Raw genomic sequence first — 22160 nt, forward strand, 5'->3', positions numbered from 1 at the left:
GCCTCCATGCGCGCACCCATCGGCTCCTTCGAGAACGCAGGCCCGGCCGTCGACCGACTCGGCCTCCTCACCCCGCCGGTCGCCAAGGCGGTGAGCGAGGGGTGGGGCGACGTCCCCGCCGACCGGATCCTTCACGTCGACACGGACCCGGCGATCGCGGACACGGCCGCCTTCGTCGAACACCACGGCGTCGAGCTGCTCGACAGCTCGGCCAACTGCGTCGTGGTGGCGGGCAAGCGCGGCGGCGATGTCACCCTGGCTGCCTGCGTCGTCCTCTCGCGCACCCGCGTCGACGTGAACGGGGCGGTCCGCAAGCACCTCGGCGCCCGCAAGGCCTCGTTCGCCTCCATGGACACGGCAGTCGGCGAGACCGGCATGGAGTACGGGGGGATCACCCCGATCGGGCTCCCGGGCGAATGGCCCCTGCTGCTCGATCCCGCGGTGGTCGATCAGGAATGGGTCCTGATCGGCAGCGGCAGCCGCCGCGGCAAGCTGATCGTCCCGGGCAAGGCTCTGGCGTCGCTGCCGAACGCGGTGCTTGTCGAGGGGCTCGGCGTGGAGGTGTGAGGCGTGGGTCGTCAGGACGGTGGAGCATCGGGGTGGCGGGGTGGGCGAGTTGCCCTCTTCAGTAGGTTGATGCACCGTTCGTGCGTGTCGCCGACGCGGTCGATGACGCGCACCTTGACGAAAACCGACGCGAAGTCCTCGTGATGTCGAAGCCCGCGTAACTCGATGCCGACGGTGGCTTCCCGGCGGCTTCCCCATTTCGGGGGCTTCGTCATGCGGGAGACAGGGGGCGCCAGTCGGGGAGATGCCGCCGAGTTACGCCCGCGACCCCCGCAGCGACGGCAGCCGGCGGGCCGCGAAGTCGACCGCGTCGGTGAAGTCGAAGAGGCGGCCGGTCGCCGAGCCCACCGGGCCGCTGCGTACCGCCGCACCGTTGTCCGTGCGGGCGAACTCCGCCCCGAGCGCGGCGAAGTCGCTGTCGTCCAGCGCCACGTCCTCGTACTCCCACCAGTGGCGTCTGCCCCGGTTGGTCACCACGCAGCGGTAGGTGCGGCGCGGCGGGGTGGGGACGCGGTACTCGCCGAGGTGGAACGCGGTGCAGGAGTCGAAGCCGGTGCCCAGCAGCAGGACGTGAGCCCTCACGTCGTAGAGGCGGGCCAGCGGCGAGTCCTCGCCGAGGTGGCAGTCGGGCCGGTGGTGTGCGAGCAGCTTGCCGGCAAGGGTGCCGAGGGCGGCGAACGAGGTCTGGGGATGACTGCTGCGTGCCGCCCCCGGGGTCAGCCGTACGGCCTCCGCGAGCCGGCCCATCGACGGTGCGGCCGTGGTGGCGGGGTCGAACGGTGGCATGCTCGCGCGGACCGCCTCCCGGGCGTGGTCGGTGAGGCCGCGGACCCGGTTGCGGTACTGGGGGGAGGTGTCGGAGTTCTCCGGCGTGAACGACGGGACGATCAAGGTGCCGTCCTCGCCGAGCGCATCCCGCAGCGCACCGATCACCGCAACGGCCCCGCCGCTGACCGCTCCCACCGCCCGCATCGACGCATGCACCAGGAGGACACCGCTCCGCTCCACGCCGAGCCGGGACAGCTGACCGGCCAGCCGGCTTCGGCGGTGGGCGACGTTCACGGCACTCGGCGCACTGGTGACACTCACGAGTAGGGATTCTCCCAGCGGAGCGCCATGTGTGATACCCCGCACATTCGGCCGAGGAGTGGCATGTCGCTTATCGGTCCAGAAGGGGTATTTCGATTGCCGGGCAGTGGTCCATCACCATGTCGAGTCCGGCTGCCCGTGTGCGTTCGTACGCTGCGTCGTCGATCACGCCGAGCTGGAACCAGACCGCCTTCGCGCCGATCGCGACGGCCTCGTCCGCGACGGCTCCCGCCAGTCCGCTGTTGACGAAGACGTCCACGATGTCGACCGGGAACGGGATGTCGGCCAGCGACGCGTAACCCTTCTCGCCGTGCACCCGTTCCGCCTTCGGGTGCACCGGGACCACGCGCTTGCCGAAGCGCTGGAGGACCGCGGCGACGCGATAGGCCGCGCGCGACTCGTTGTCGGACAGTCCCACCACGGCCCAGGTGTCGCCCGAGTCCCGGAGAATCCTGCGGATCGTCTCGGTCTCGGTCTCTGCTGCGTCTGCGTACATGATGCGGACAACGGACTGCGGCCGCGAGCCATTCCCGCTGCTGCGCATAGGGTGGACGGATGCAGGAGCAGTACCGGACAGTCGCCCGAGCGGGCGTGCACGAGACCGAGATCAACCGATCGCGCTTCATCTGTGCGCTCGCCCCCGCCGCCACCGAGCAGGAGGCGCAGGACTTCGTCGCACGCGTCCGCAGGGAACACCCGACCGCCACCCACAACTGCTTCGCGTACGTGATCGGCGCCGACGCCTCCGTACAGAAGGCCAGTGACGACGGGGAGCCCGGTGGCACCGCGGGCGTCCCCATGCTGCAGATGCTGATGCGCCGGGAGATGCGTTACGTCGCCGCCGTCGTCACCCGCTACTACGGCGGGGTGAAGCTCGGCGCCGGCGGCCTGATCCGGGCCTACGGAGGAGTGGTCGGCGAGGCGCTCGACGAGCTGGGCACGATCACCCGGCAGCGGTTCCGGCTCGCCACGGTCACCGTCGACCACCAGCGGGCGGGCAGGCTCGAGAACGACCTGCGTGCCACCGGACGGGCCGTCAGGGAGGTCCGGTACCAGGAAGCGGTGATCATCGAGATCGGGCTGCCGGATGCGGATGTCGAGGACTTCCGGCGCTGGCTGGCCGATACGACGGCGGGTGAGGCGCTGCTGGAGCTGGGCGGCGAGGCGTACGGGGACACCTGAACGCGCTGGGCGGGGTGGCACGGCTCGGCATCGGAACACTGATCGATCTTCTTCGCCGAACACGTCGGAGCCGATGCGTGGCGATGGGAGACTGTGAGGAAGCAGGTTCGTGAGGGATCAGGGGCGCAGCGGCGTTAGCGTGGCCGGTGCCGACCGTGTGCTCCCGCGCCGGTCCGGTGCGGCTCCCGGGCACGACAGGCGCGGACGCTGGGTGCGAAGGAAGAGAAACATGCAGGTCGGAGCCAGGTCTTGAGGATTCTGCACACATCGGACTGGCACCTGGGGCGGTCGTTCCACCGGGTCTCGCTGCTGGAGGCACAGGCCGCCTACCTCGATCATCTGGTGGCGACCGTCCGTGAGCACGAGGTCGACGCCGTCGTCGTCGCGGGTGATGTCTACGACAGAGCCGTGCCCCCGCTCTCCGCCGTCGAGCTCTTCGACCGGGCCCTGCACCGGCTCGCCGCCGCGGGCGTACCCACAGTGATGATCTCCGGGAACCACGACTCGGCCCGCAGGCTCGGCGTCGGCGCAGGACTGATCGGACGGGCCGGTATTCATCTGCGTACCGACCCGGCGGAGTGCGCCACCCCCGTCGTCCTGCACGACGAGCACGGCGATGTGGCGTTCTACGGGCTGCCCTACCTGGAACCGGCCCTCGTCAAGGATGTGTTGAAGGCTGAGCGGGCCGGACACGAAGCGGTGCTGACCGCCGCCATGGACCGGGTCCGCGCCGACCTCGCCACCCGGCCGGAATCCACCCGCTCCGTGGTCCTCGCCCACGCCTTCGTCGCGGGCGGCGAACCCAGCGACAGCGAGCGCGACATCACCATCGGCGGTGTGGCCGCCGTACCCGCCGGCGTCTTCGACGGCGTCGACTACACGGCGCTCGGCCATCTGCACGGTTCCCAGGCCGTCACCGACCGGGTGCGCTACTCCGGCTCACCCCTCGCGTACTCCTTCTCCGAGGTCGCCCACCGCAAGACCATGTGGCTGATCGACCTCGGGGCCACCGGAACGATCAACGCCGAGCGGATCGACTGCCCGGTGCCCCGTCCGCTCGCCCGCCTCCGCGGCCGCCTGGACACCCTGCTCGAAGATCCCGCGCTGGCCCGGCACGAGGAGGCATGGGTGGAGGCGACCCTCACCGACCCGGTCCGTCCGGACGAGCCGATGGCCCGCCTCCTGGACAGGTTTCCGCACACCCTGAGCCTCGTCTTCGAACCCGAGCGGGCCCCCGAGGACCCGCTCGCCTCATACGCACAGCGCCTCAGGGGGCGCGACGACCAGCAGATCGCGGAGGACTTCGTGGCGCATGTCCGGGGCGGGAACGGGGCGGACGAGCAGGAGCGCACGGTGCTGCGCGGCGCCTTCGACCACGTACGGGTGGACGACGGCGTGCGCGAGGTGAACCGTTGAGACTCCACCGGCTCACCCTCACCGCCTTCGGCCCGTTCGGCGCCACCCAGGAAGTCGACTTCGACGCGCTCTCCGCCGCCGGACTTTTTCTGCTGCACGGACCCACCGGAGCGGGGAAGACCTCCGTCCTCGACGCCGTCTGCTACGGGCTGTACGGCGCGGTGCCCGGAGCCCGCCAGAGCCCCGGCACCTCACTGCGCAGCGATCACGCCCCGGCCGCCCTCCCCACCGAGGTCCGGCTGGAACTGACCGTCGGTGGACGGCACCTGGAGATCACCCGGCGCCCGGCCCAGCTCCGCCCCAAGAAGAAGGGCGAGGGCTTCACCACCGAGAAGGCGCAGAGCTGGCTGCGCGAGTACGACCCCGAGCACGGCTGGCGGGCGCTCAGCCGCTCGCACCAGGAGATCGGCGAGGAGATCACCCAGCTCGTCGGGATGAGCCGGGACCAGTTCTGCCAGGTGGTGTTGCTGCCGCAGGGCGACTTCGCACGCTTCCTGCGCGCCGATGCCGAAGCCCGCGGCAAACTGCTCGGCAGACTCTTCGACACCCGCCGCTTCGCGGCCGTCGAGGAACGGCTCACCGAACTGCGCCGTACCACCGAGACGCAGGTCAAGGCCGGGGACGAGCAGATCCTCGGGATCGCCCAGCGGATCGCCCAGGCCGCCGGACCTGCCGCCGGTGAACTGCCCCTGCCGGACGCCCGGCCCGGTGATCCGGGACTCGCGGACGGCGTACTGGAGTGGGCTGCAGTGGCCCGCAGCAACGCCCGGGAACGGCTCGACATCGCCGAGTCCGTACTCTCCGCCGCCGAGAGTGGGCAGGTCTTCGCCCGCCGCGAACTCGACACCGCACGCGAACTCGCCAGACTCCAGCAGCGGTACGAGGAGACGCGGCGCCGCGCCTGTGAGCTCGAAGCCCGCCGCCCCGAGCGGGACCGACAGCGCGAGCGGCTCGAACGAGCGCGCAAGGCTGAACTCGTCGCCCCTGCACTGGAGTTGCGCGACGACGCCGAGCGCGCCTACCGGACTGCCCGAGTGGCCCATGAGGGCGCCCGCGCCCAGCTGCCCGACACCCTTGTCGACGCGGGTGCCGAGCAGTTGGCAACCCTGGAACGCAGGCTCCGGCAGGAGCTCGGCGGTCTCGATGCCGCGCGTCGTGCCGAGCGGCGCAGCGCGGAGATCGACACCGAGCGAGCCGAACTGGAACGCCAGGCCCGCGCCGACGACGAACTGATCCAGGAAACGGAAGGCTGGCTGGCGGGCTGGGAGTCCACCCGCCACGAGCTCCAGGAACGCATCGAGACGGCACAGGAGTCCGCGACCCGGGCCGAACACCTTGCGGGGCGGCTGGAGCCGGCCCGGCGCCGCCTGGACGCGGCCCGTCGCCGCGACGTGCTCGCGGCCGAGGCGACGGATGCGGCCGACCGGCTGGCCGCGGCCCGCGAACGCGCCCTGGGTGCACACGAAAGGTGGCTTGAGCTGCGCGAGCAGCGGCTGCGCGACATCGCCGCCGAGCTCGCGGCGGAACTCGTCGACGGCGAGGCCTGCAAGGTCTGCGGGTCGGGCGACCACCCGGAGCCCGCGCGGGCAGCGGACGGGCATGTCGACCGGGCGGCCGAGGAGACGGCTCTCGCCGTGTACCGGCGGGCAGAGCAGGCGCGTACGGAGGCGGATCGGGAGCTCGGAGTCGTACGGGAGAAGCACGCGACGGCGCGTGCCGCGGCGCTGCCCGTGGTGGGGACGGCTGCCGATGATGCCTCTGACCGCGGAGCCGCCGGGACTGCCGATGACGGGCGGCCCCTTGCTGCTGAACCCGCCGTTGTCGAACTTGAGGCGCTGGTAGCCGAGTTGGCTGCCGAGCACGCCCATGCGCACCGTACCGCCGCCGGAATGCATGCCGCGCGCGAGGCCCTCGCGGTCGCCGAACGGGAGCAGGCCGAGAGGCTCGAAGCGCGGCAGCAGGCCGAGCGCCGCTCCGCCGCCCGGATCTCGCGGCGGGAAGGGATCGATCGGGAACAGGCTGGACTGGAAGCCGAGTTGACGGCGGCTCGCGGCGAATCCAGCAGTGTCGCCGAGCACGCTGCCCTGTTGGAGCGCCGGGTGGTTCTGCTCGCCGACGCCGCCGAGGCGGTGCGCGCCGAGGAGCTCGCGGCGCGGCGCAGCAAGGAGGCCGACGGACGGCTCGCGGACGTCGCCTTCCGGGCCGGGTTCGACACGCCTGAGGCTGCCGCTGCGACCCTGCTCACGGACGCCGAGCACCGCGACATCCAGCACCGCATCGATGGCTGGCAGGCCGAGGCGGCAGCCGTCGCCGAACGGTTTGCCGAGCCCGAGACCCGCGCCGCCGCCGAGCACCCGGAGGCCGACCCCGACGCCGCACAGGCCGCGTACGACGCGGCCGAGGGGCGGCTGCGGAACGCCGCCGCCACGCTCGCCGCCGCCCGGGAGCGCTGCGCCGAACTCGGCCGGCTGTCCCGCCGCGCGGCGCAGGACGTGCGCGCACTGGGACCGGTGCGCGACGAGTACGACCGGGTGGCCCGACTGGCCGGGCTCACCGCAGGCACCTCCGCGGACAACGAACGCAAGATGCGGCTGGAGTCGTACGTTCTTGCCGCCCGGCTCGAACAGGTCGCCGCCGCCGCCACCGCACGACTGCAGCGGATGTCATCGGGCCGCTACACGCTCGTCCACTCCGACGCCCGCACCGGAGGCCGCCGGTCCGGCCTCGGGCTGCATGTCGTCGACTCCTGGACCGGCCGTGAGCGCGACACGGCGACGCTTTCGGGCGGCGAGACGTTCTTCGCCTCCCTGGCTCTGGCGCTCGGTCTCGCCGACGTCGTCACCGACGAGGCGGGAGGGGTCCGGCTGGACACACTCTTCATCGACGAGGGGTTCGGCAGCCTCGACGACCAGACCCTGGACGAGGTGCTCGACGTACTGGACTCGCTGCGCGAGCGGGACCGCAGCGTCGGCATCGTCAGCCACGTCGGCGATCTGCGCCGCCGGATCCCGGCCCAGCTCGAAGTGGTCAAGGAGCGGCACGGATCGGCGGTGTTCCACCGCGCGGTCGGCGGGGTCAGCGGCTGATCGGCCGTCGGGGGAGGGGCGAGGAGTAGACGACGCTGGTGGTGACGGAACCGAGCGTGCCGATCTTCCTCGCGACCTCCTCCAGGTGGCTCATCGAGCGAGCGGTCACCTTGAGGACGAAGCAGTCGTCGCCGGTGACATGGTGGGCTTCCACGATCTCGGGCGTCGCGTCGAGAAGATCGTGGAACGGCTTGTAGTTGCCGTTCGGATAGCGCAGCCGTACGAGGGCGAGAATCGGCAGTCCGAGCGCCTCCGGGTCCACGACGGCGGCGTACCCACTGATGATTCCCGCCTCCTCGAGGCGGCGCACCCGCTCCGTCACCGCGCTCGGGGACATCGCGACGGCGCGGGCCAGCTCGGCGAAGGTCGCCCGTCCCTCGCGCTGCAGGACATCGAGGAGGCGCCAGTCGGTGGCGTCCGGGGAATAGTCGGTCATATCTGAGAGACAACAGGGAAATCCCCGGCGGATCAAGAGTTGTGCCGGGGATCTCGTCTTCCGGCAAAGCATCACTGGTCGTAGATTTTTGGTCATGACTTCACAGCTCACCGCCTCCGCCGCCAACGCCGTCCTCCGTGTTCCGCCGGCCGCACCGGCCGCGGCCGCCGCGTACTTCGGCGCCTCGCTCGCCTTCCACGCCGACGTCTCCGATGTTGCTGCCGCTCTCGCGGCCGATGGTGACCCCGGCTTCGTCGTCCTCGACTCCCGGTCCACCGCCTCCTGGGACCAGGGGCACGTCCCCGGTGCGATTCACCTGCCCACCGCGCTCATCGCCGAGCAGGCCCGGGATCTCCTGGACCCGGCCGTCCCCGTGGTCACGTACTGCTGGGGCCCCGGCTGCAACGGCGCCACCCGCGCCGCGCTGGCACTCGCCGAACTCGGCTACCGGGTCAAGGAGATGCTCGGCGGTTTCGAGTACTGGGTGCGTGAGGGCTTCGAGTTCGAGACCTGGGAGGGACGCGAGCGGCGCACCGCGGACGCGCTCACCGCACCGGTCGAATCCGACGACTGCGGCTGCTGAACGGCGAACGAGGCGGGACCGTCATGCCCGCGTGGCGCGTCGGAAACCCGTCGGACAAGCCGGGCGGACACCGCAGGAGGGCCGACCACCGGGCAGGACATCGGCGTCGAGCGCGGCTTCAGGCGCTGCGACCGGGACCCTCCCCGATCAGGGCGGTGAACAGAGGCGCGGCGTCGGCCCCCGTGGGCAGGCCGCTGACCTGGCCGTCAGCGACCTCCACCACCCGCCACACCCCGTCGTCGCGCAGCGCGAGATCGGTCGTGACCCAGTGGCAGCCGAGCTGTTTCACCGCGACGCGTACGGGGTCGAGCGCGGGCGACGGCAACCGGTCCGGGGTGTCCGGGTGGGCGGTGACCAGCACCGGCTCGCCGTCCACCCACCACACCCGAGCCTCACCGCCCGGTACGAACCGCTCGTACGCGCGCAGCACCAGACCCCCGGCGAGCGAGTCCCCCTGCAGCTCGCAGAACCGTCCGGCGACCGAGGCGAGGTGTGCCCGGTCCGTCAACTCCGGTACATAGCAGGCCTCGTGCCACTCGTGCTTGCGGGACTTCACGAAGTCCTTCACGATCCCGGGCCCCGCGCCGAGTGGTTCCGCCAACGCCGCCAAGCCCGCCGACGCCGTGAGCGCCTCCGGCGCCTCGTCGCCGGAGGCGCTGCCGTCCACCGCCACGGGACGCCACACGCTGCGCGGTGTCAGCCCTGCGAACACCTCGTACCAGCCCGGCAGTTCATGGGCGCGGCGGTACGCGGAAGCATCCGTCACCAGCGAGCAACCACGGGCGGTGAGCGCCCGCTCCAGCTCCCCGTACCGGCTGGCCGGAATCATCCAGCCCCGGTACCAGTACGGTCCGGAGCCGCGCTCCACCCGGGCGAGCGCAGCCCCGACGTCCCCGGCGAGCAGCGCATCATGGTCCAGCAGGGTGACCCGGCCGCCGCACTCCCGTACCGCTTCGGCTTCCCCGGCGAACTGTGCGTCGGGGCGCGTGGAACGCAGCGGGTCGGAGCAGAACAGGAACCTTGTCATGATCGTTGCGCCGCTCTCTTCCGGTGGAGGGGAAGCGGCCGGGCCCACCGTACCGAACCGGGCCCGACCGCCTTCGTGTCGCAAACCGTCCGGATCAGAGCTTCGACAGCTCGTCGACCAGATCGTCCAGACCCAGCGGCCCCTGCGACAGCGCGGCCATGTGCCAGGCCTTCGCGTCGAACGCGTCGCCGTGTGCCTTGCGGGCGTTCTCCCGGCCCAGCAGCCAGGCACGCTCGCCCAGCTTGTAACCGATGGCCTGCCCCGGCATGGACAGGTAGCGGGTCAGCTCGCTCTCCACGAAGTCCGCCGGCCGGCCGCTGTGGTTGCCGAAGAACTCCTGCGCCAGCTCGGGTGTCCACCGCTCACCGGGGTGGAAGGGGGAGTCCGCCGGGATCTCCATCTCCGCGTGCATGCCGATGTCCACGATCACCCGGCAGGCACGCATCATCTGCGCGTCCAGGTAGCCGAGACGGCGCTCCGCGTCGGGCAGGAAGCCCAGCTCGTCCATGAGGCGCTCCGCGTACAGCGCCCAGCCCTCGGCATTGGCGCTGACGATGCCGATCGATGCCTGGTAGCGGGAGAGACTGTCGGCTACATGGGCCCACTGGGCGATCTGCAGGTGGTGGCCCGGGACACCCTCGTGGTACCAGGTGGAGACCAGGTCGTACACCGGGAAGCGGGTCTCGCCCATGGTGGGCAGCCAGGTGCGGCCGGGGCGCGAGAAGTCCTCGGACGGACCCGTGTAGTACGGGGCCGCGGCGCCGCCGGGCGGTGCGATCCGGGACTCCACCTTCCGTACCCGCTCGGCGAGTTCGAAGTGCGTGCCGTCGAGGGCTTCGATCGCCTCGTCCATCAGGCCCTGCAGCCAGGCCTGGACCTCGTCGACACCCTCGATGTGCTTGCCGTGCACATCGAGATGGGCCAGCGCCTCCCAGGGACCGGCCCCGGGCAGCACCTTCTCGGCCTCGGCCTTCATCTCGCCGAGCAGCCGGTGATACTCGGACCAGCCGTACGCGTATGCCTCGTCGAGATCCAGATCGGTACCGTTGAAGTAACGCGACCAGCGGGCGTACCGCTCGCGGCCGACCGTGTCGGGCGCACCCTCGACCGCGGGGGCGTACACATCGCGCATCCAGTCGCGCAGCGCCTGCGTGGCCTCCGTGGCCTGCCGCGCGGCGTCGTCCAGATCCGCACGCAGCGCGTCCGGGCCCGCGGCGACGAAGCCCTGGTAGAACCCGGTTCCGTCCTGCCCGACCCACTCGGTCAGCTGGCCGATGAAGGTGGCGGTGGCGCGCGGACCGCCGTACAGCTTCCGCTCAAGGCCGAGCGCGAGCGAGGCGCGGTACCCCTCCAGGGCTCCGGGAACCGCGAGCAGTCGCTCCACGATCGCCGCCCAGTCCTCATCGGTCTCGGTCGGCGTCACCGTCAGCACCTCACGGACGCTGTGCGCCGGCGAGTGCAGGTTGGAGACGGCTCGCAGGCCCTCCTCGGCCTCATGGACAGCGATCTCCGCGGTCAGCCGCTCCCGCAGCAGGCGGCCACAGCGGCGCTCTGCGTCGCTGTCCGCCCCCGGGAGCTGCTCGGCGGCGTCGAGCTTCACCAGGGTGGCGCGGGCGAGCTCTGCAAGGGCTTCCTGCCCGGCGGGGGAAAAGTCGGGAAGACGGCGGTAGCTTTCCGCTACACCGAGATAGGTGCCTGAGATCGGGTCGAGTTCGATGAATGCGTCGACGTAGGCGTCGGCGACCTGGCGGGGCAGCGCGCTGTTCGAAGTGTCTGACATGCGGACATCTTCGTATGGCCAGGGGGCCCGCGTCACTATCAATAGACCTCAGGGACCTGACACAGTTCATTCCGGTTCTAGGCGGTGGACGCGGATCACCGACCGCGGCGGCCGGAATCGGTCATTCGGATTCTTCGGTCCTTCCGGGCGCCGTGGCGGCCGGCGGCAACAGCGGCCCGCACTCCCATTGCTGGAATATCAGCCGCGTCTCCACCCGGGCCACTTCGCGCCGCGAGGTGAACTCGTCGAGTACCAGCCGCTGCAGATCCGCAGTGTCGGCAACGGCCACGTGGACCAGGTAGTCGTCGGGGCCGGTCAGATGGAAGAGTGCGCGGGACTCCGGCAAGGCCCTGATCCGCTCGACGAATGGGCCGATGAGCTCCCTGCGGTGCGGGCGGACCTGCACCGAGAGCAGCGCCTCCAGACCACGGCCGATCCTGGCCGGGTCGAGACGCAGCCGGTGGCCGAGAATCACGCCTGAGCGGCGCAGCCGGGCCACCCGGTCCAGACAGGTCGACGGTGCGACCCCGACTTCGGCGGCGAGCTCGCGGTACGTGGTTCGGGCATCGTTCTGCAGCAGCCGAAGAATGTGCAGGTCTACCGGGTCAAGAACGACGGAATCAGCCATTAGCCGAACGTAGCACGGTCTTTCGACGGTACGGCCCGGCACCTGTTCAGAGTGGCGTCATGGACACCGAAGCCTCGATGCGGCCCTCGACGACACCCCGGTCCAGGGCGCTGGCCACCGAAGCCGTGCACGCCGGACGCGACGACCTCGCTGTACTCGGCCTGCACGCCCCGCCGATCGATCTGTCCACCACCTACCCCTCGTACGACTCCAGGGGAGAGGCGGAACGGATCGACACCTTCGCCACCACCGGCGCCAGGCTCGACGGGCCGCCCGTCTACGCCCGGCTCGACAACCCGACCACGGCCCGGTTCGAAACGGCTCTGGCCCGGCTCGAAGGGACCGAGAGCGCTGTGTCGTTCGCCAGCGGCATGGCGGCGCTCACCGCGGTTCTGCTGGCCCGCGCGAGCATGGGACTGCGCCATGTGATCGCTGTCCGCCCGTTGTACGGCTGCAGCGACCATCTTCTCGGTGCCGGCCTGCTGGGCACCGAAGTCACCTGGACCGATCCGGCGGGCATCGCGGAGGCGATCCGTCCGGACACCGGTCTGGTCGTGGTCGAGACACCGGCCAACCCGACGCTCGCCGAGGTCGACATCCGGGCGCTCGCGCACTCCTGCGGGTCGGTTCCGCTGCTCGTCGACAACACCTTTGCCACCCCGGTCCTCCAGCGGCCCGTCGAGCACGGCGCGCGGATCGTTCTGCACAGCGCCACCAAGTACCTGGGCGGGCACGGCGATGTGATGGGCGGTGTCGTCGCCTGCGACGAGGAGTTCGCGGCCCGGCTGCGACAGGTGCGCTTCGCCACCGGCGGGGTACTGCACCCGATGGCCGGATATCTGCTGCTGCGGGGTCTGTCCACCCTGCCGGTACGGGTACGTGCCGCTTCCGCGAGCGCCGCCGAACTGTCCCGTCGGCTGGCCGCCGACCCGCGCATCGCCAGGGTCCACTACCCGGCGGTGGGCGGGGCGATGGTCTCCTTCGAGGTGTACGGGGATCCGCATCGGGTGATCTCCGCCGTACGGCTCATCACTCCTGCGGTGAGTCTCGGCAGTGTGGACACCCTGATCCAGCATCCGGCCTCCATCAGCCACCGCATTGTGGATGAGGGAGACCGGCAGGCTGCCGGTGTCGGGGACCGGCTGCTGCGTATGTCGGTCGGCCTGGAGGACGTCGAGGACCTGTGGGCCGATCTCTGTCAGGCGCTCAGCGACCCGCCTGCTCGTACGGCGGCAGGGAGCGTACCGGAGTCGCGTCCAGCCGGGCGGTGATGACGAGCGTGCCCTCCTCGATCTGGTAGTCGAGGGGAAGTTCGAGGGACCGCATGGCGGCGACCATGCCGGTGTTGGACGCCTGGGTGACGGCGTAGACGCTCTCGCAGCCGGCCTCGACGGCGAGCGTCACCAGGCGACCGAGGAGCTCCGAGCCGATGCCCCGGCGCTGCCAGTCGTCCTCGACGAGGAGGGCCACCTCGGTCTCGTCACCGTCCCAGAGGAGGTGTCCCAGGGCGACCAGGCGGCCGGAGGCCGTCTGGACGGCCAGGGTGCGGCCGAACCTGGGGCTCAGCAGGTGGTCCAGGTAGCGGTCGGCGTCGCGGACCGGACCGTGGTAGCGCAGCCGCAGTGTCTGCTCGGAGCAGCGGTCGTGCATGGCGCGGGCGGCGGCCAGGTCGCTCCGGTCCGCGCGGCGGACGGTGATCTCGTTGCCCTCGGGGAGCGTGAGCACGTGCTCGCTGCGCGGGACGCGGGGACCGAGCCGGGCGTCGAGCTCCACCAGCGCGCGGGCCCGGGCGAACTCGGTCGGGGTGAACGGCAGATAGGGCCGCTCGATGGTGATCGCACCGCCGGACGGGTCGCGCAGTCGCATCACCGTCTCCTCGAGCATCCCTTCGACCGGTGCGCTCTCACCGGCCGCACGACCGGTGATCGAGACGGCAGGCAGCGAGTGGATGGTGCAGCGCCCGAGCAACTGGCGAAGAGCGAGCGGGAGTTCAGCGGCGTCCAGGGCGGTGCGAGTGGCGAGTCCCAGGATCCGCGTCGGGGCGTCCACCAGGTCGTGCGCGTCGGCCCGCTCGATCCAGGTGGAGCTGCCGCCCGCCGCGGAGATCGCCCGGCTCAGCTCCCGGACCTGGAGCGAGACGGGGGCGCGCAGCAGGAACTCGTCGACCGTGCCCTGCGCCAGTGGATGCGTCTGCAGAGTGAGGATGTCGATCCGGTGCCGGGCGAGCGCGATGCAGAGCGCGGCGAGACTGCCGGGGGCGTCGCGGACCGTGGTGCGCATCCGCCACAGCACCGTGTCCTCGTCGGACGGGGCCGGACCGGCGGCGGGCGTGGTCACGAGTGCGGCGGCAGCGGTGGCCGCCGCGTTGTCGGTGACCGTGTGGTGGGACAGGCCGACGCTGTGGCCGCCGGCGGTCGGCGGCGGGGCGTGGCTGTGCCGCCGTGCCCACCAGGTGTGGAACGCGGCCGTCGCCACGAGGGCCAGGGCCGAGGCGATCAGCAGATACGGTCCGTCGGGCTGGTGCCCGATCATGTTGGCGATCGCGTCGGCCACCGCGACGGCGGTGAACAGGGCGGCCAGCTCGATCAGGTCCCGCCGCCAGTGGTGCGGGCGGCGGGCGCTTTTCGCGGATGTCACATCAGTCATGAGCTCACTGTGACGGAGCGGTGTTGCCTGATCGCGAACGCCTTGTGACTGATGGGTTAAGTGTGGATCTAGTCCCCTATCGCCCGTTTTCGCTGATCGCTGTCGTGGGTGATTGCGGCCGCTGCGGTTTTGCGGCGGGCCTGGGCGCTCCGAAGGCGGGACGAGTCACGGTGGGGCGTGACCCGTCGCCGCGGGTTACGGCCTGGTGCACGCCGGGAGCCCGCTCGCTGTCGTGCACCAGGTCGTTACGGCTCGATGTCGTCGGCCGTCGTCTCGGACGCCTTTTCCCAGGCCGCCCGCAGCCGCGCTGCATGACGTACCAACTGCGACGTCCCGCCGCGCGCGGCCAGAGCCGTCAGCCCGGGTATCGGCTCGGCCGTCACTGCACCGCAGCGTTCCGCACATTCGGCGGCCACGGACAGCAGATCGCTCAGCCCGCGCGGGGCCTGGTCGTACGCCAGCAACGGGGGCAGCGCGGCGGTCAGCACGGTGAGCACCGTCCGGTATGCGCCGGTGGCGGCAGCCGTACGGGCGGACTCCGCCACGCGGTTGGGTTTCACCAGCTCGCGGTCGACGAGAATCGCCAACTCCCGGCCGAGCAGCGCCGCGTCCAGCCTGTCCTCGGCCGCGAGCACCAGCAGGGCGTCGACCGCCGACAACCTGTCCTCCGGATGGCGGGCGCCCAGCCCGTACGCCGTGGCCAGATGGATGGCCGCGGCGGCCGGGCCGCCGAGCCCGGCGAGCCGGGGCAGCGGCCAGGCCGCACCCCGTAGCTCCTCGGTCGCGCAGGTGGCGACGGCGGGCAGCATCCAGGCGGCCATCGTCTCGCCGTCCTCGGGCAGGGTGGCGAGCCAGGAGCCGGGCTCCTCGCCCCAGTGGTAGCACCGGTGCCCGTCCGGGAAGTGCGGGCGGCCCAGCCAGTGGAAGGAACGCGGGAATTCCTGCTGGATGACCCGACTTTCCTCGGTGGCCGACAGGACGCGTCGCGTCCTGTCGGCCGATCGCTGCAACCAGCTGCGCGACGGCGGCTGTTCGTTCTCCAGGTGGTGCTGCTGCACAGGTGCGACCGGTCCGTCCGCGTGGAGCCAGGCAGCCAGCTGGTCACCCTGCGCGGTGCCGAGCAGGGTGGCCGCCTCCGCTGCCTCGGGCCGACCGCTGCGCCGCACGCGCAGCAGCGCCTGGGCGAAATCGGCTTCCCCGGGTTCGACCCCGAGCTGCTGATACGTGCGCAGCCGCTCGACCAGCACCGCCGGGTCCAGCGAGCCGGTGTGCCATGTCGGAGTGGCCAGCAGGAACGGCGACCTGCCGATCAGTACCGAGTAGGCGGCCTCCCACAGCCGCGCCCGGAGGATTCCGTCGAGCGCGGCATGGACACAGGTGCCGGTCCCGGTCCAGCCGGCACGCCCGTCGTGAACGGCTCGCACCGAGACCCGTTCGAGCAGTGCGGCCACGACGAGTTCGATGCCCGTGTCCGAGCTGAGCGTCCGCTCGACGTGGGACGATGTGTCGTCGAGCCACCACCGATCCGCCAGCGCGTCGCGCAGCGCATCCGCCAGCGCCGGACGGTCCGTGTGGGCATGGCGGACCAGTCCGTCCAGAGCCCGCTCGAAGGCGACCGTCTCGCGTGACCCGGATCGCACCAGTGCCACCACCTCCTCGACGAGCTCGGCGGTCGTCTCCGGCGCAGGTTCGAGCCGACGCGGAGCAGGAACCGGCGGCAGTATCTCGTCGTACGGCTCGGCCGGTGGCCGGGCATCCAGCAGATCCCCGAACACCTCCGCCGCCGCTGCCCGGTGCACCGGCCCCAACAGCTCCGCGGACATGGCGAGTTCCTCGCGCAAGGGGTCGCCGACAGGGGGTGCGTACCGCGCCACCAGCTTCAGCGCCCGCTCCTGGATACCGATGTCCTCGTGACCGAATGCCTCGGCGACGACCGGCAGCAGTTCTTCGGCCGCCGACGCGTCGCGGCGCAGTGCCTTGCCGAGCAGCACGAGCTGGGCCCGGACCAGCTTCTTCTCCGTCCGGAACAGCACCGAACCCGAGACGTCCGCCAGCTCCCGCACGGACAGGCCACCGCGCTGGTCCAGCCGGGCCAGCACATCCTGCGCATGGCCCGCGACGGTCGAGATGCCGTCCGCAGCCATCCCGATCCAGTCGGCGACCCGCTCGGCCTCCTCCTGCTCCGTCAGCGCGAGCCGACGCAGCACGGTCAGGAAGAACCGCAGATCGCCGGGCTTTCCGCCGCGGAGCAACCGGGTCACGCAGCAGTTGACGAGCACGGACCGCTCCAGCAGGCCCTCGTCCACCGAAGTGGCCAGTACTGAGGGCCAGTTGTCCGCGGATTCGGGTTCCTGATCGCCGTACCAGATGACCTGCGGGGGCAGCTCCGTCGTCTCGAAGAGCCGCGGCACCATCACCGCGAGATGCGGATCCGCACGCAGGATGTCGATCAGTGGCGGCGCGCCCTTCCGCCGCCACTGCAGGGTGGAGACCGTCTCCGCCCAGCCGACGACGAAACCCTCCGTGGTGGGCACGGAGCACTGTGCCCTCTTCACCAGTTCGGAGACGAACTCGTAGTCGATCCGGGTGGCGGTGGGCCGCGCGGCCAGCCGGTGGGCGAGGTCGCCGAGCCAGGCAGGATCACGGTCCGCGAGCACGTCGAGGACCAGTGGGTACGGGGAGCGGGTCCAGTCGCGCAGCTCCCGGCCACCGATCCAGGTGGCGCAGCCGGCGGCTCCGGAGTGACAGCCCGCTCCGGCGATCAGCAGGGCCTTCTGGATCCTGTCCCGTTCGCGCCATTCCCAGCTCCGCGACTCCTTGCGCATCGCCTTCAACTCCGCCAGCGCAGATCGGCGTTCCGTCCGGTCCAGCGACAGGAGAAGTGCCGGGACGTCTTCCTTGCGTCCCTCACGTACCGCGGTGAGCAGCTCCTTCATCGCACACCCCCGGCAACCGGTGCGCCCCGACGGACCATCCGGACCGCGAGAGCGTGCTTGCAGGGGCCCCGCCGCCCCCGGTAGTCCGCCCACCACTGGCACGTACAGCTCAGCACTCCGTCCTTCTCCCTCACCTGGTAGCGGCGGTCCCCCGAGGCGACGGCAGCCAGCTCCCCGTCCAGCGCGACCGCGCCCGAGCCGGCCAGCTGACGGGCGGCGACCAGACGTGGGTTGTGCCGCTCGGCCCGGTCGGCGTCGTACGGCAGCTCGCGGTGGAAGTACGCCGCGTCCGCGAGGTCGTACCCCACCCGGCCCGCTGTGCCCAGCCGGGTGAGGGCGGCCCGTACCCGCTCCACCGTCAGCCCCGACTGCTCGGCGAGGTCCGTCGGTTCGATCCGCGGCTCCCAGGCGAGCAGTACGGACACCAGCTCGGCGTCGGCCGCGGCATCGTCGGTGGCCAGCGCGTCGAGCACGCCGCCCTCACCGGAGAAGCCGCGCGAGGCGTCGGGCGACAGCGTCAGCGTGAGGCGCATTCCCGGCAGTACCACCTCCCAGGCGCTCGAGGCCGCGGCGCCGTCGGCCACCGGTCCGTACACCCGCAACGCCGTCGCGTGACGCAGCACCCGCTGGAGCGCCACCAGCCGCTCGGGCCCGGGCAGGCACACTGCGCCGGCCACCGGCCTCGTGGTCGGCCGCAGGGTCTTCCCGGTGGGGACGACCCACTGAGCGCCGCGCGACGCGTTTGCCGACGAGCGCGGCAGCGCGCGCAGGAACCGGACCGCCTCCGGCGCGGACAGCTCCGCCCGCAGATCGAAACCGGCGGAGACGACCTGCGCCTCGGCGAACCCGCGCAGCCAACGGTCGGGCAGCGGCACCTTCTTCTCGACGACCGGACCGTCCAGCGTGGTGACCGCCATCTCCTCCGGACCGACCCGGAGATGCAGCGGATCGTCTCCCGCTATCCGCGAAAGAGCCTCCCGCAGGGGGTTGTTGACATCCACATTCGTTGTGCCATGCCCTGTCTGCGCGCCGTCCAGACCGTCCTGCAGCACATCGAGGCGCGCATACACCCCGCAGCAGCCGGAGAACGACTCGAAGCGCAGCCGGTCGCCGTTCCCCGTCACCACCGGGTCGAGGGAGGAGGGCAGGGTCCGCCGGTAGTAGCGCGCGGACGCCACGTCCGCCACGGCCAGCAGCCCGCGGGCGGCGATCCGCGGCGAGGCGAGACAGCCGGCGAAGAACCGGGGATGAGGCTCTGCACCCCGCGGCGTCAGACCGCCCGCGGTCTCCAGGCCGAGCAACTGTCCGGCCTGGGAGGACTCGAGAACGGAAGGGCGGGAGTAGGCCAGGGCCTGTACGGATCGGGTCATGCAAAAACCGTAGAAGCCACCACTGACAATCGGCCCCGGACGGCCGTCCGGGGCCTCGTCCGACGTCGGTTACGGGCGTCCGCTCACTGTCCGACACGCCCCGGCTGCAGCACCGTCGTGAACAGCACCGAACCGCCCTGCGCCCGCAGCCGCACCGTCAACTCGCCGCTGTCCCCGTCGATGTCGACCTCGCCGAAGAACTGCGGCGACTCCATCGGCGACACGTTCGCCCGGTCGGGCGCCCGCAGGAAGACCTGGTCGGGGCCGAAGGTGTTGTCAAGTGCGTTGGCGGGGAATCCTCCGGCGGCCAACGGACCCGACACGAACTCCCAGAACGGCGCGAAGTCCTTGAACGCCGCGCGCTCGGGGGCGTAGTGCTGTGCCGATGTGTAGTGCACGTCGGCGGTCAGCCAGACCGTGCCGGTGATCCGGCGGTGCTTGATGAATCGCAGCAGCTCGGCGATCTGCAGCTCACGACCGAGCGGGGCACCGGGGTCGCCCTGCGCCACCGCCTCGAAGTTCGTCGCACCGTCCGTGACAACCAGTCCCAGGGGCATGTCTGCGGCGATCACCTTCCACACTGCGCGGGACCGCGACAGCTCGTGCTTGAGCCAGCGGAGTTGCTCGGCGCCGAGGATGCCCGTGGTGTCGTCGGGCTGCCGTCCGGGGGAGTTGGCGTTCCGGAACGACCGCATGTCGAGGACGAACACATCGAGCAGCGGCCCGTGGCGCACCACCCGGTGCATCCGGCCGTCGCCGGACGATGCGTGCAGCGTGGACACCGGGAAGTACTCGCGGAATGCCTGCATCGAGCGCGCTGCCAGCACATTCACGTTCTTCTCGGTGTATCGGGCGTCGTCCAGGATCTGCCCGGGATACCAGTTGTTGCGTACCTCGTGGTCGTCCCACTGGATGATCGACGGCACCTGCGCGTTGAACTTCTTCAGGTTGTCGTCAAGGAGGTTGTAGCGGAAGTTCCCGCGGTATTCGGCGAGCGTCTCGGCGACCTTCGCCTTTTCCTCGGTGGTGATGTTCCGCCAGACCCTGCCGTCGGGCAGCGTCACGCTCGGCTCGATCACACCGTCCGCGTAGATGTTGTCACCGCTGCACAGGAAGAAGTCCGGGTCGAGGCGGCGCATCTCGTCATAGACCAGGTACCCGCCGATATCCGGGTTGATGCCCCAGCCCTGTCCCGCGATGTCGCCGGACCACAGGAAGCGCACCCCGTCCCGGCGCCGGGCAGGCGCGGTACGGAACGTTCCGTACACCGGCTCACCGGTCCGGCGCGGATCGTCCGGGTCCGCGAGCGTCACCCGGTAGTGCACCTGCTCGCCCGCCGGAAGCCCGTGCAGCGGCGTCGTCCCGGTGAAGTCCGTACCCGGACCGACGAGCGGCCCGTACCAGGTACGGGCCCGCCGGAACGACTCCGTCGCCGACGTCTCCACGATCATGCGGGCCGGCCGGTCCGCCCGCACCCATACCAGGGCGGACGACGCCGTGACATCACCCACCTGAACGCCCCAGCCCGCGCGCGGACGGCCGGACAGGGCGAAGGCGGGGGCCGCCGCTCCCGCCAGGGGAAGGGTGAGCGCGGCCGAAGCGGCGAGCGAACCGCGCAGCACGGTGCGGCGGTCGGGCGAAGGGATGCGCGGACGGTACGACATCGAGGTGCCTCCGGGGGCAGCGGGACAGTGGTACGGGTGGCCGGTCGACCGGCCCCACCTTTGTGCCCGTCGGCGGCGGGCACACCAACCTCAGATGAACACCGGGCCCCGGCTCCCGTCGGTGTCCCGTCCGGGCGTGCCCCGTTGGGCCTGCGCCAGCAGCCGTACGCCGCGCGCGATGTCCGGGGGCGCCAGATGCGCATAACCGAGAACCAGGCTCACCGTACGGTCCGCACGGCGCGTGGTGGCGCAGTCACTGAGCGGCCGCAGCGCAATGCCGCGACCGGCAGCGCGCTGAAGGAACACCGGCTCGGGACCGTACCGTTCGGGCAGGCGGGCGATGACATGAAGACCGGCGGCGATCCCGCTGACCTCGGTGCCGGGGAAGTTTTTCGCCAGCGCCGCGGTCAGAGCGTCGCGCCGCTCGCGGTAGGCGCGCTGGCAGCGGCGCAGCTGCCGGTCGTACCCGCCCCGGGTGACGAAGTCGGCCAGCACCGCCTGGTCGACGGCCGGATTGCCCAGATCCATCGTGCGTTTACGGGCCACGATGTCGTCCGTCATCGCCGCCGGCGCGAGCAGCCAGCCCAGCCGCAGCCCCGGTGCCAGCGACTTGCTCACCGAGCCGGTGTACGCGACATGCTCAGGGTCCAGCCCCTGCAGCGCACCGACCGGCGCCCGGTCGTAGCGGAAGTCACCGTCGTAGTCGTCCTCGACGATCAGCCCGTCCGTGGTTCGCGCCCAGTCGAGCAGTGCGCGGCGACGCGTGGCGGAGTAGGCGATTCCGGTGGGGAACTGGTGCGCGGGCGTGGTCACCACGGCGCGCACGCCGGAGTGCGTGAGCGACGCGGGCGCCAGACCTTCCTCGTCCAGCGGCAGCGGGACGGTTGTCAGCCCCGTCGAAGCGAACAGAGAGGCATGTTCCGGGCTTCCGGGATCCTCGACGCCGACGGTCCGCAAGCCGCGCCCGTGCAGAACAAACCCGAGCAGCGTTGTCGCCTGGGCCACTCCGGAGCACACCACCAGGCGCTCCGGATCGGCGACCACGCCGCGTCGCCTGGCCAGCAGGGAGGCCAAGGCCTCCCGCAGCTCGGGCAGTCCGCGCGGATCGGGGTAGCCGAGGGAGCTGTGCGGCAGCCGGCCCAGCACCGTGCGATGGGCGGTGGCCCAGGCGCTGCGCGGAAACAGCGAGAGATCCGGCGTACCGGGCCGGAAGTCCACCGAGGAACCAGGGGCGCGCGGAGCGAGATCGTGCGCCTCGCGCACGGCGCCGCGGACGGCACCGCTCACCCAGGTGCCCGCGCCACGACCGCTGCGCACATAACCCTCCGCGGTGAGCTGCTCGTACGCCTCGGTCACCAGACCGCGGGACACCCGCAGATCCGCGGCCAGTTCGCGGCTGGACGGCAGCCGGGTCCCCGGAACCAGGCGCCCGGAGCGGATCGCCTCGCGCAGCGCCTCCTGAAGCGCACGCCCGCGCCCCCGGGCCGGGGCGGCCGCAGCCGGAATCAGTAACTCCCAGGCAGGGGATACGGACGCGCTCCGCTGCGTACCACCCCACGGCGGATTGGTCCCCGAAGACGTCATGAAAGTGGACCTTAAACCGGACCGCCCCGCTGCCTAACTTGATCTTTAACCTGTTCGGCGTGGACGTGGGTTCGTTGACTTCTTCGTCCGCCGCTTCGCGGTGTCTGTTTTGCGGACTGTGTGCACGTCGTGGCGTGGGGTGGGCTCGTTGTTCCTGCGCCCGGGT

At 71.3% G+C, this 22160-nt stretch carries 17 protein-coding genes; 6 read left to right on the forward strand and 11 right to left on the reverse strand.

Annotation, left to right across the window (positions count from 1 at the left end; all coding sequences use genetic code 11):
• Positions 1 to 6: 6 nt before the first annotated feature.
• Entirely contained in the window at positions 7 to 567 is a 561-nt protein-coding gene (locus tag ACFU8W_RS38245) for a YbaK/EbsC family protein (protein ID WP_384047731.1), read from the forward strand.
• A gap of 255 nt (positions 568 to 822) precedes the next feature.
• Here the strand turns inward: ACFU8W_RS38245 and ACFU8W_RS38250 are convergent, their stop codons facing one another.
• Positions 823 to 1656, reverse strand: coding sequence for an aminoglycoside N(3)-acetyltransferase (locus ACFU8W_RS38250; RefSeq protein ID WP_384047734.1), 834 nt, complete (start codon positions 1654 to 1656; stop codon positions 823 to 825).
• Positions 1657 to 1726: 70 nt separating this feature from the next.
• Positions 1727 to 2152, reverse strand: coding sequence for a CoA-binding protein (locus tag ACFU8W_RS38255; protein WP_384047737.1), 426 nt, complete (start codon positions 2150 to 2152; stop codon positions 1727 to 1729).
• Between the two features lie 59 nt (positions 2153 to 2211).
• On the opposite strand from ACFU8W_RS38255, the gene ACFU8W_RS38260 reads away from it, so the two are divergent.
• The 3 genes from ACFU8W_RS38260 to ACFU8W_RS38270 all read left to right on the forward strand — a co-directional run bounded on the left by ACFU8W_RS38260 (position 2212) and on the right by ACFU8W_RS38270 (position 7340).
• The gene (locus ACFU8W_RS38260; RefSeq protein ID WP_384047740.1) at positions 2212 to 2838 is read left to right on the forward strand and encodes a YigZ family protein; all 627 of its coding nucleotides are present in this window, start codon (positions 2212 to 2214) and stop codon (positions 2836 to 2838) included.
• 249 nt (positions 2839 to 3087) lie between these two features.
• Positions 3088 to 4254 carry an exonuclease SbcCD subunit D gene (locus tag ACFU8W_RS38265; protein WP_384047743.1) on the forward strand — a complete coding sequence of 389 codons (1167 nt, stop codon included), beginning with the start codon at positions 3088 to 3090 and terminating at the stop codon, positions 4252 to 4254.
• Positions 4251 to 7340 carry an AAA family ATPase gene (locus ACFU8W_RS38270; protein ID WP_384047746.1) on the forward strand — a complete coding sequence of 1030 codons (3090 nt, stop codon included), beginning with the start codon at positions 4251 to 4253 and terminating at the stop codon, positions 7338 to 7340. The genes ACFU8W_RS38265 and ACFU8W_RS38270 overlap by 4 nt, the downstream gene beginning before the upstream one ends.
• On the opposite strand, the gene ACFU8W_RS38275 is transcribed toward ACFU8W_RS38270, so the two are convergent.
• Positions 7330 to 7776, reverse strand: a complete 447-nt coding sequence (locus tag ACFU8W_RS38275; RefSeq protein ID WP_384047749.1) for an Lrp/AsnC family transcriptional regulator — start codon at positions 7774 to 7776, stop codon at positions 7330 to 7332. The two genes, ACFU8W_RS38270 and ACFU8W_RS38275, sit on opposite strands and share 11 nt — an antisense overlap.
• A gap of 94 nt (positions 7777 to 7870) precedes the next feature.
• On the opposite strand from ACFU8W_RS38275, the gene ACFU8W_RS38280 reads away from it, so the two are divergent.
• Positions 7871 to 8359 (forward strand): rhodanese-like domain-containing protein, encoded by a 489-nt coding sequence (locus ACFU8W_RS38280; RefSeq protein WP_384047752.1) that lies wholly within the window; start codon positions 7871 to 7873, stop codon positions 8357 to 8359.
• Between the two features lie 118 nt (positions 8360 to 8477).
• On the opposite strand, the gene ACFU8W_RS38285 is transcribed toward ACFU8W_RS38280, so the two are convergent.
• The 3 genes from ACFU8W_RS38285 to ACFU8W_RS38295 form a co-directional block, all read right to left on the reverse strand.
• The gene (locus ACFU8W_RS38285) at positions 8478 to 9386 is read right to left on the reverse strand and encodes an ATP-grasp domain-containing protein (protein WP_384047755.1); all 909 of its coding nucleotides are present in this window, start codon (positions 9384 to 9386) and stop codon (positions 8478 to 8480) included.
• A gap of 94 nt (positions 9387 to 9480) precedes the next feature.
• Entirely contained in the window at positions 9481 to 11166 is a 1686-nt protein-coding gene (locus ACFU8W_RS38290; RefSeq protein WP_384047758.1) for a DUF885 domain-containing protein, read from the reverse strand.
• Positions 11167 to 11287: 121 nt separating this feature from the next.
• Positions 11288 to 11794, reverse strand: coding sequence for an Lrp/AsnC family transcriptional regulator (locus ACFU8W_RS38295; protein WP_384047761.1), 507 nt, complete (start codon positions 11792 to 11794; stop codon positions 11288 to 11290).
• Positions 11795 to 11853: 59 nt separating this feature from the next.
• Here ACFU8W_RS38295 and ACFU8W_RS38300 point away from each other — a divergent pair, with 59 nt between their 5' ends.
• Positions 11854 to 13065: a trans-sulfuration enzyme family protein gene (locus ACFU8W_RS38300; protein ID WP_384047764.1), complete on the forward strand. Its 1212-nt coding sequence runs from the start codon at positions 11854 to 11856 to the stop codon at positions 13063 to 13065.
• On the opposite strand, the gene ACFU8W_RS38305 is transcribed toward ACFU8W_RS38300, so the two are convergent.
• From ACFU8W_RS38305 to ACFU8W_RS38325, 5 genes are all read right to left on the reverse strand, one after another.
• Positions 13001 to 14431: a GNAT family N-acetyltransferase gene (locus ACFU8W_RS38305; RefSeq protein WP_384047786.1), complete on the reverse strand. Its 1431-nt coding sequence runs from the start codon at positions 14429 to 14431 to the stop codon at positions 13001 to 13003. The two genes, ACFU8W_RS38300 and ACFU8W_RS38305, sit on opposite strands and share 65 nt — an antisense overlap.
• A gap of 254 nt (positions 14432 to 14685) precedes the next feature.
• Complete coding sequence (locus ACFU8W_RS38310) at positions 14686 to 17376, reverse strand: DUF6493 family protein (RefSeq protein ID WP_384047767.1); 2691 nt, start codon at positions 17374 to 17376, stop codon at positions 14686 to 14688.
• Positions 17373 to 18746 carry an SWIM zinc finger family protein gene (locus ACFU8W_RS38315; protein WP_384047770.1) on the reverse strand — a complete coding sequence of 458 codons (1374 nt, stop codon included), beginning with the start codon at positions 18744 to 18746 and terminating at the stop codon, positions 17373 to 17375. Before ACFU8W_RS38315 ends, ACFU8W_RS38310 begins: the two co-directional genes overlap by 4 nt.
• A gap of 83 nt (positions 18747 to 18829) precedes the next feature.
• Complete coding sequence (locus ACFU8W_RS38320; RefSeq protein WP_384047774.1) at positions 18830 to 20410, reverse strand: alkaline phosphatase D family protein; 1581 nt, start codon at positions 20408 to 20410, stop codon at positions 18830 to 18832.
• Positions 20411 to 20500: 90 nt separating this feature from the next.
• Positions 20501 to 21994 (reverse strand): PLP-dependent aminotransferase family protein, encoded by a 1494-nt coding sequence (locus tag ACFU8W_RS38325; RefSeq protein ID WP_384047777.1) that lies wholly within the window; start codon positions 21992 to 21994, stop codon positions 20501 to 20503.
• Positions 21995 to 22160: the final 166 nt, after the last annotated feature.

Origin of the sequence: Streptomyces sp. NPDC057565, assembly GCF_042801455.1 — a bacterium.
Classification (GTDB): domain Bacteria; phylum Actinomycetota; class Actinomycetes; order Streptomycetales; family Streptomycetaceae; genus Streptomyces; species Streptomyces yanii.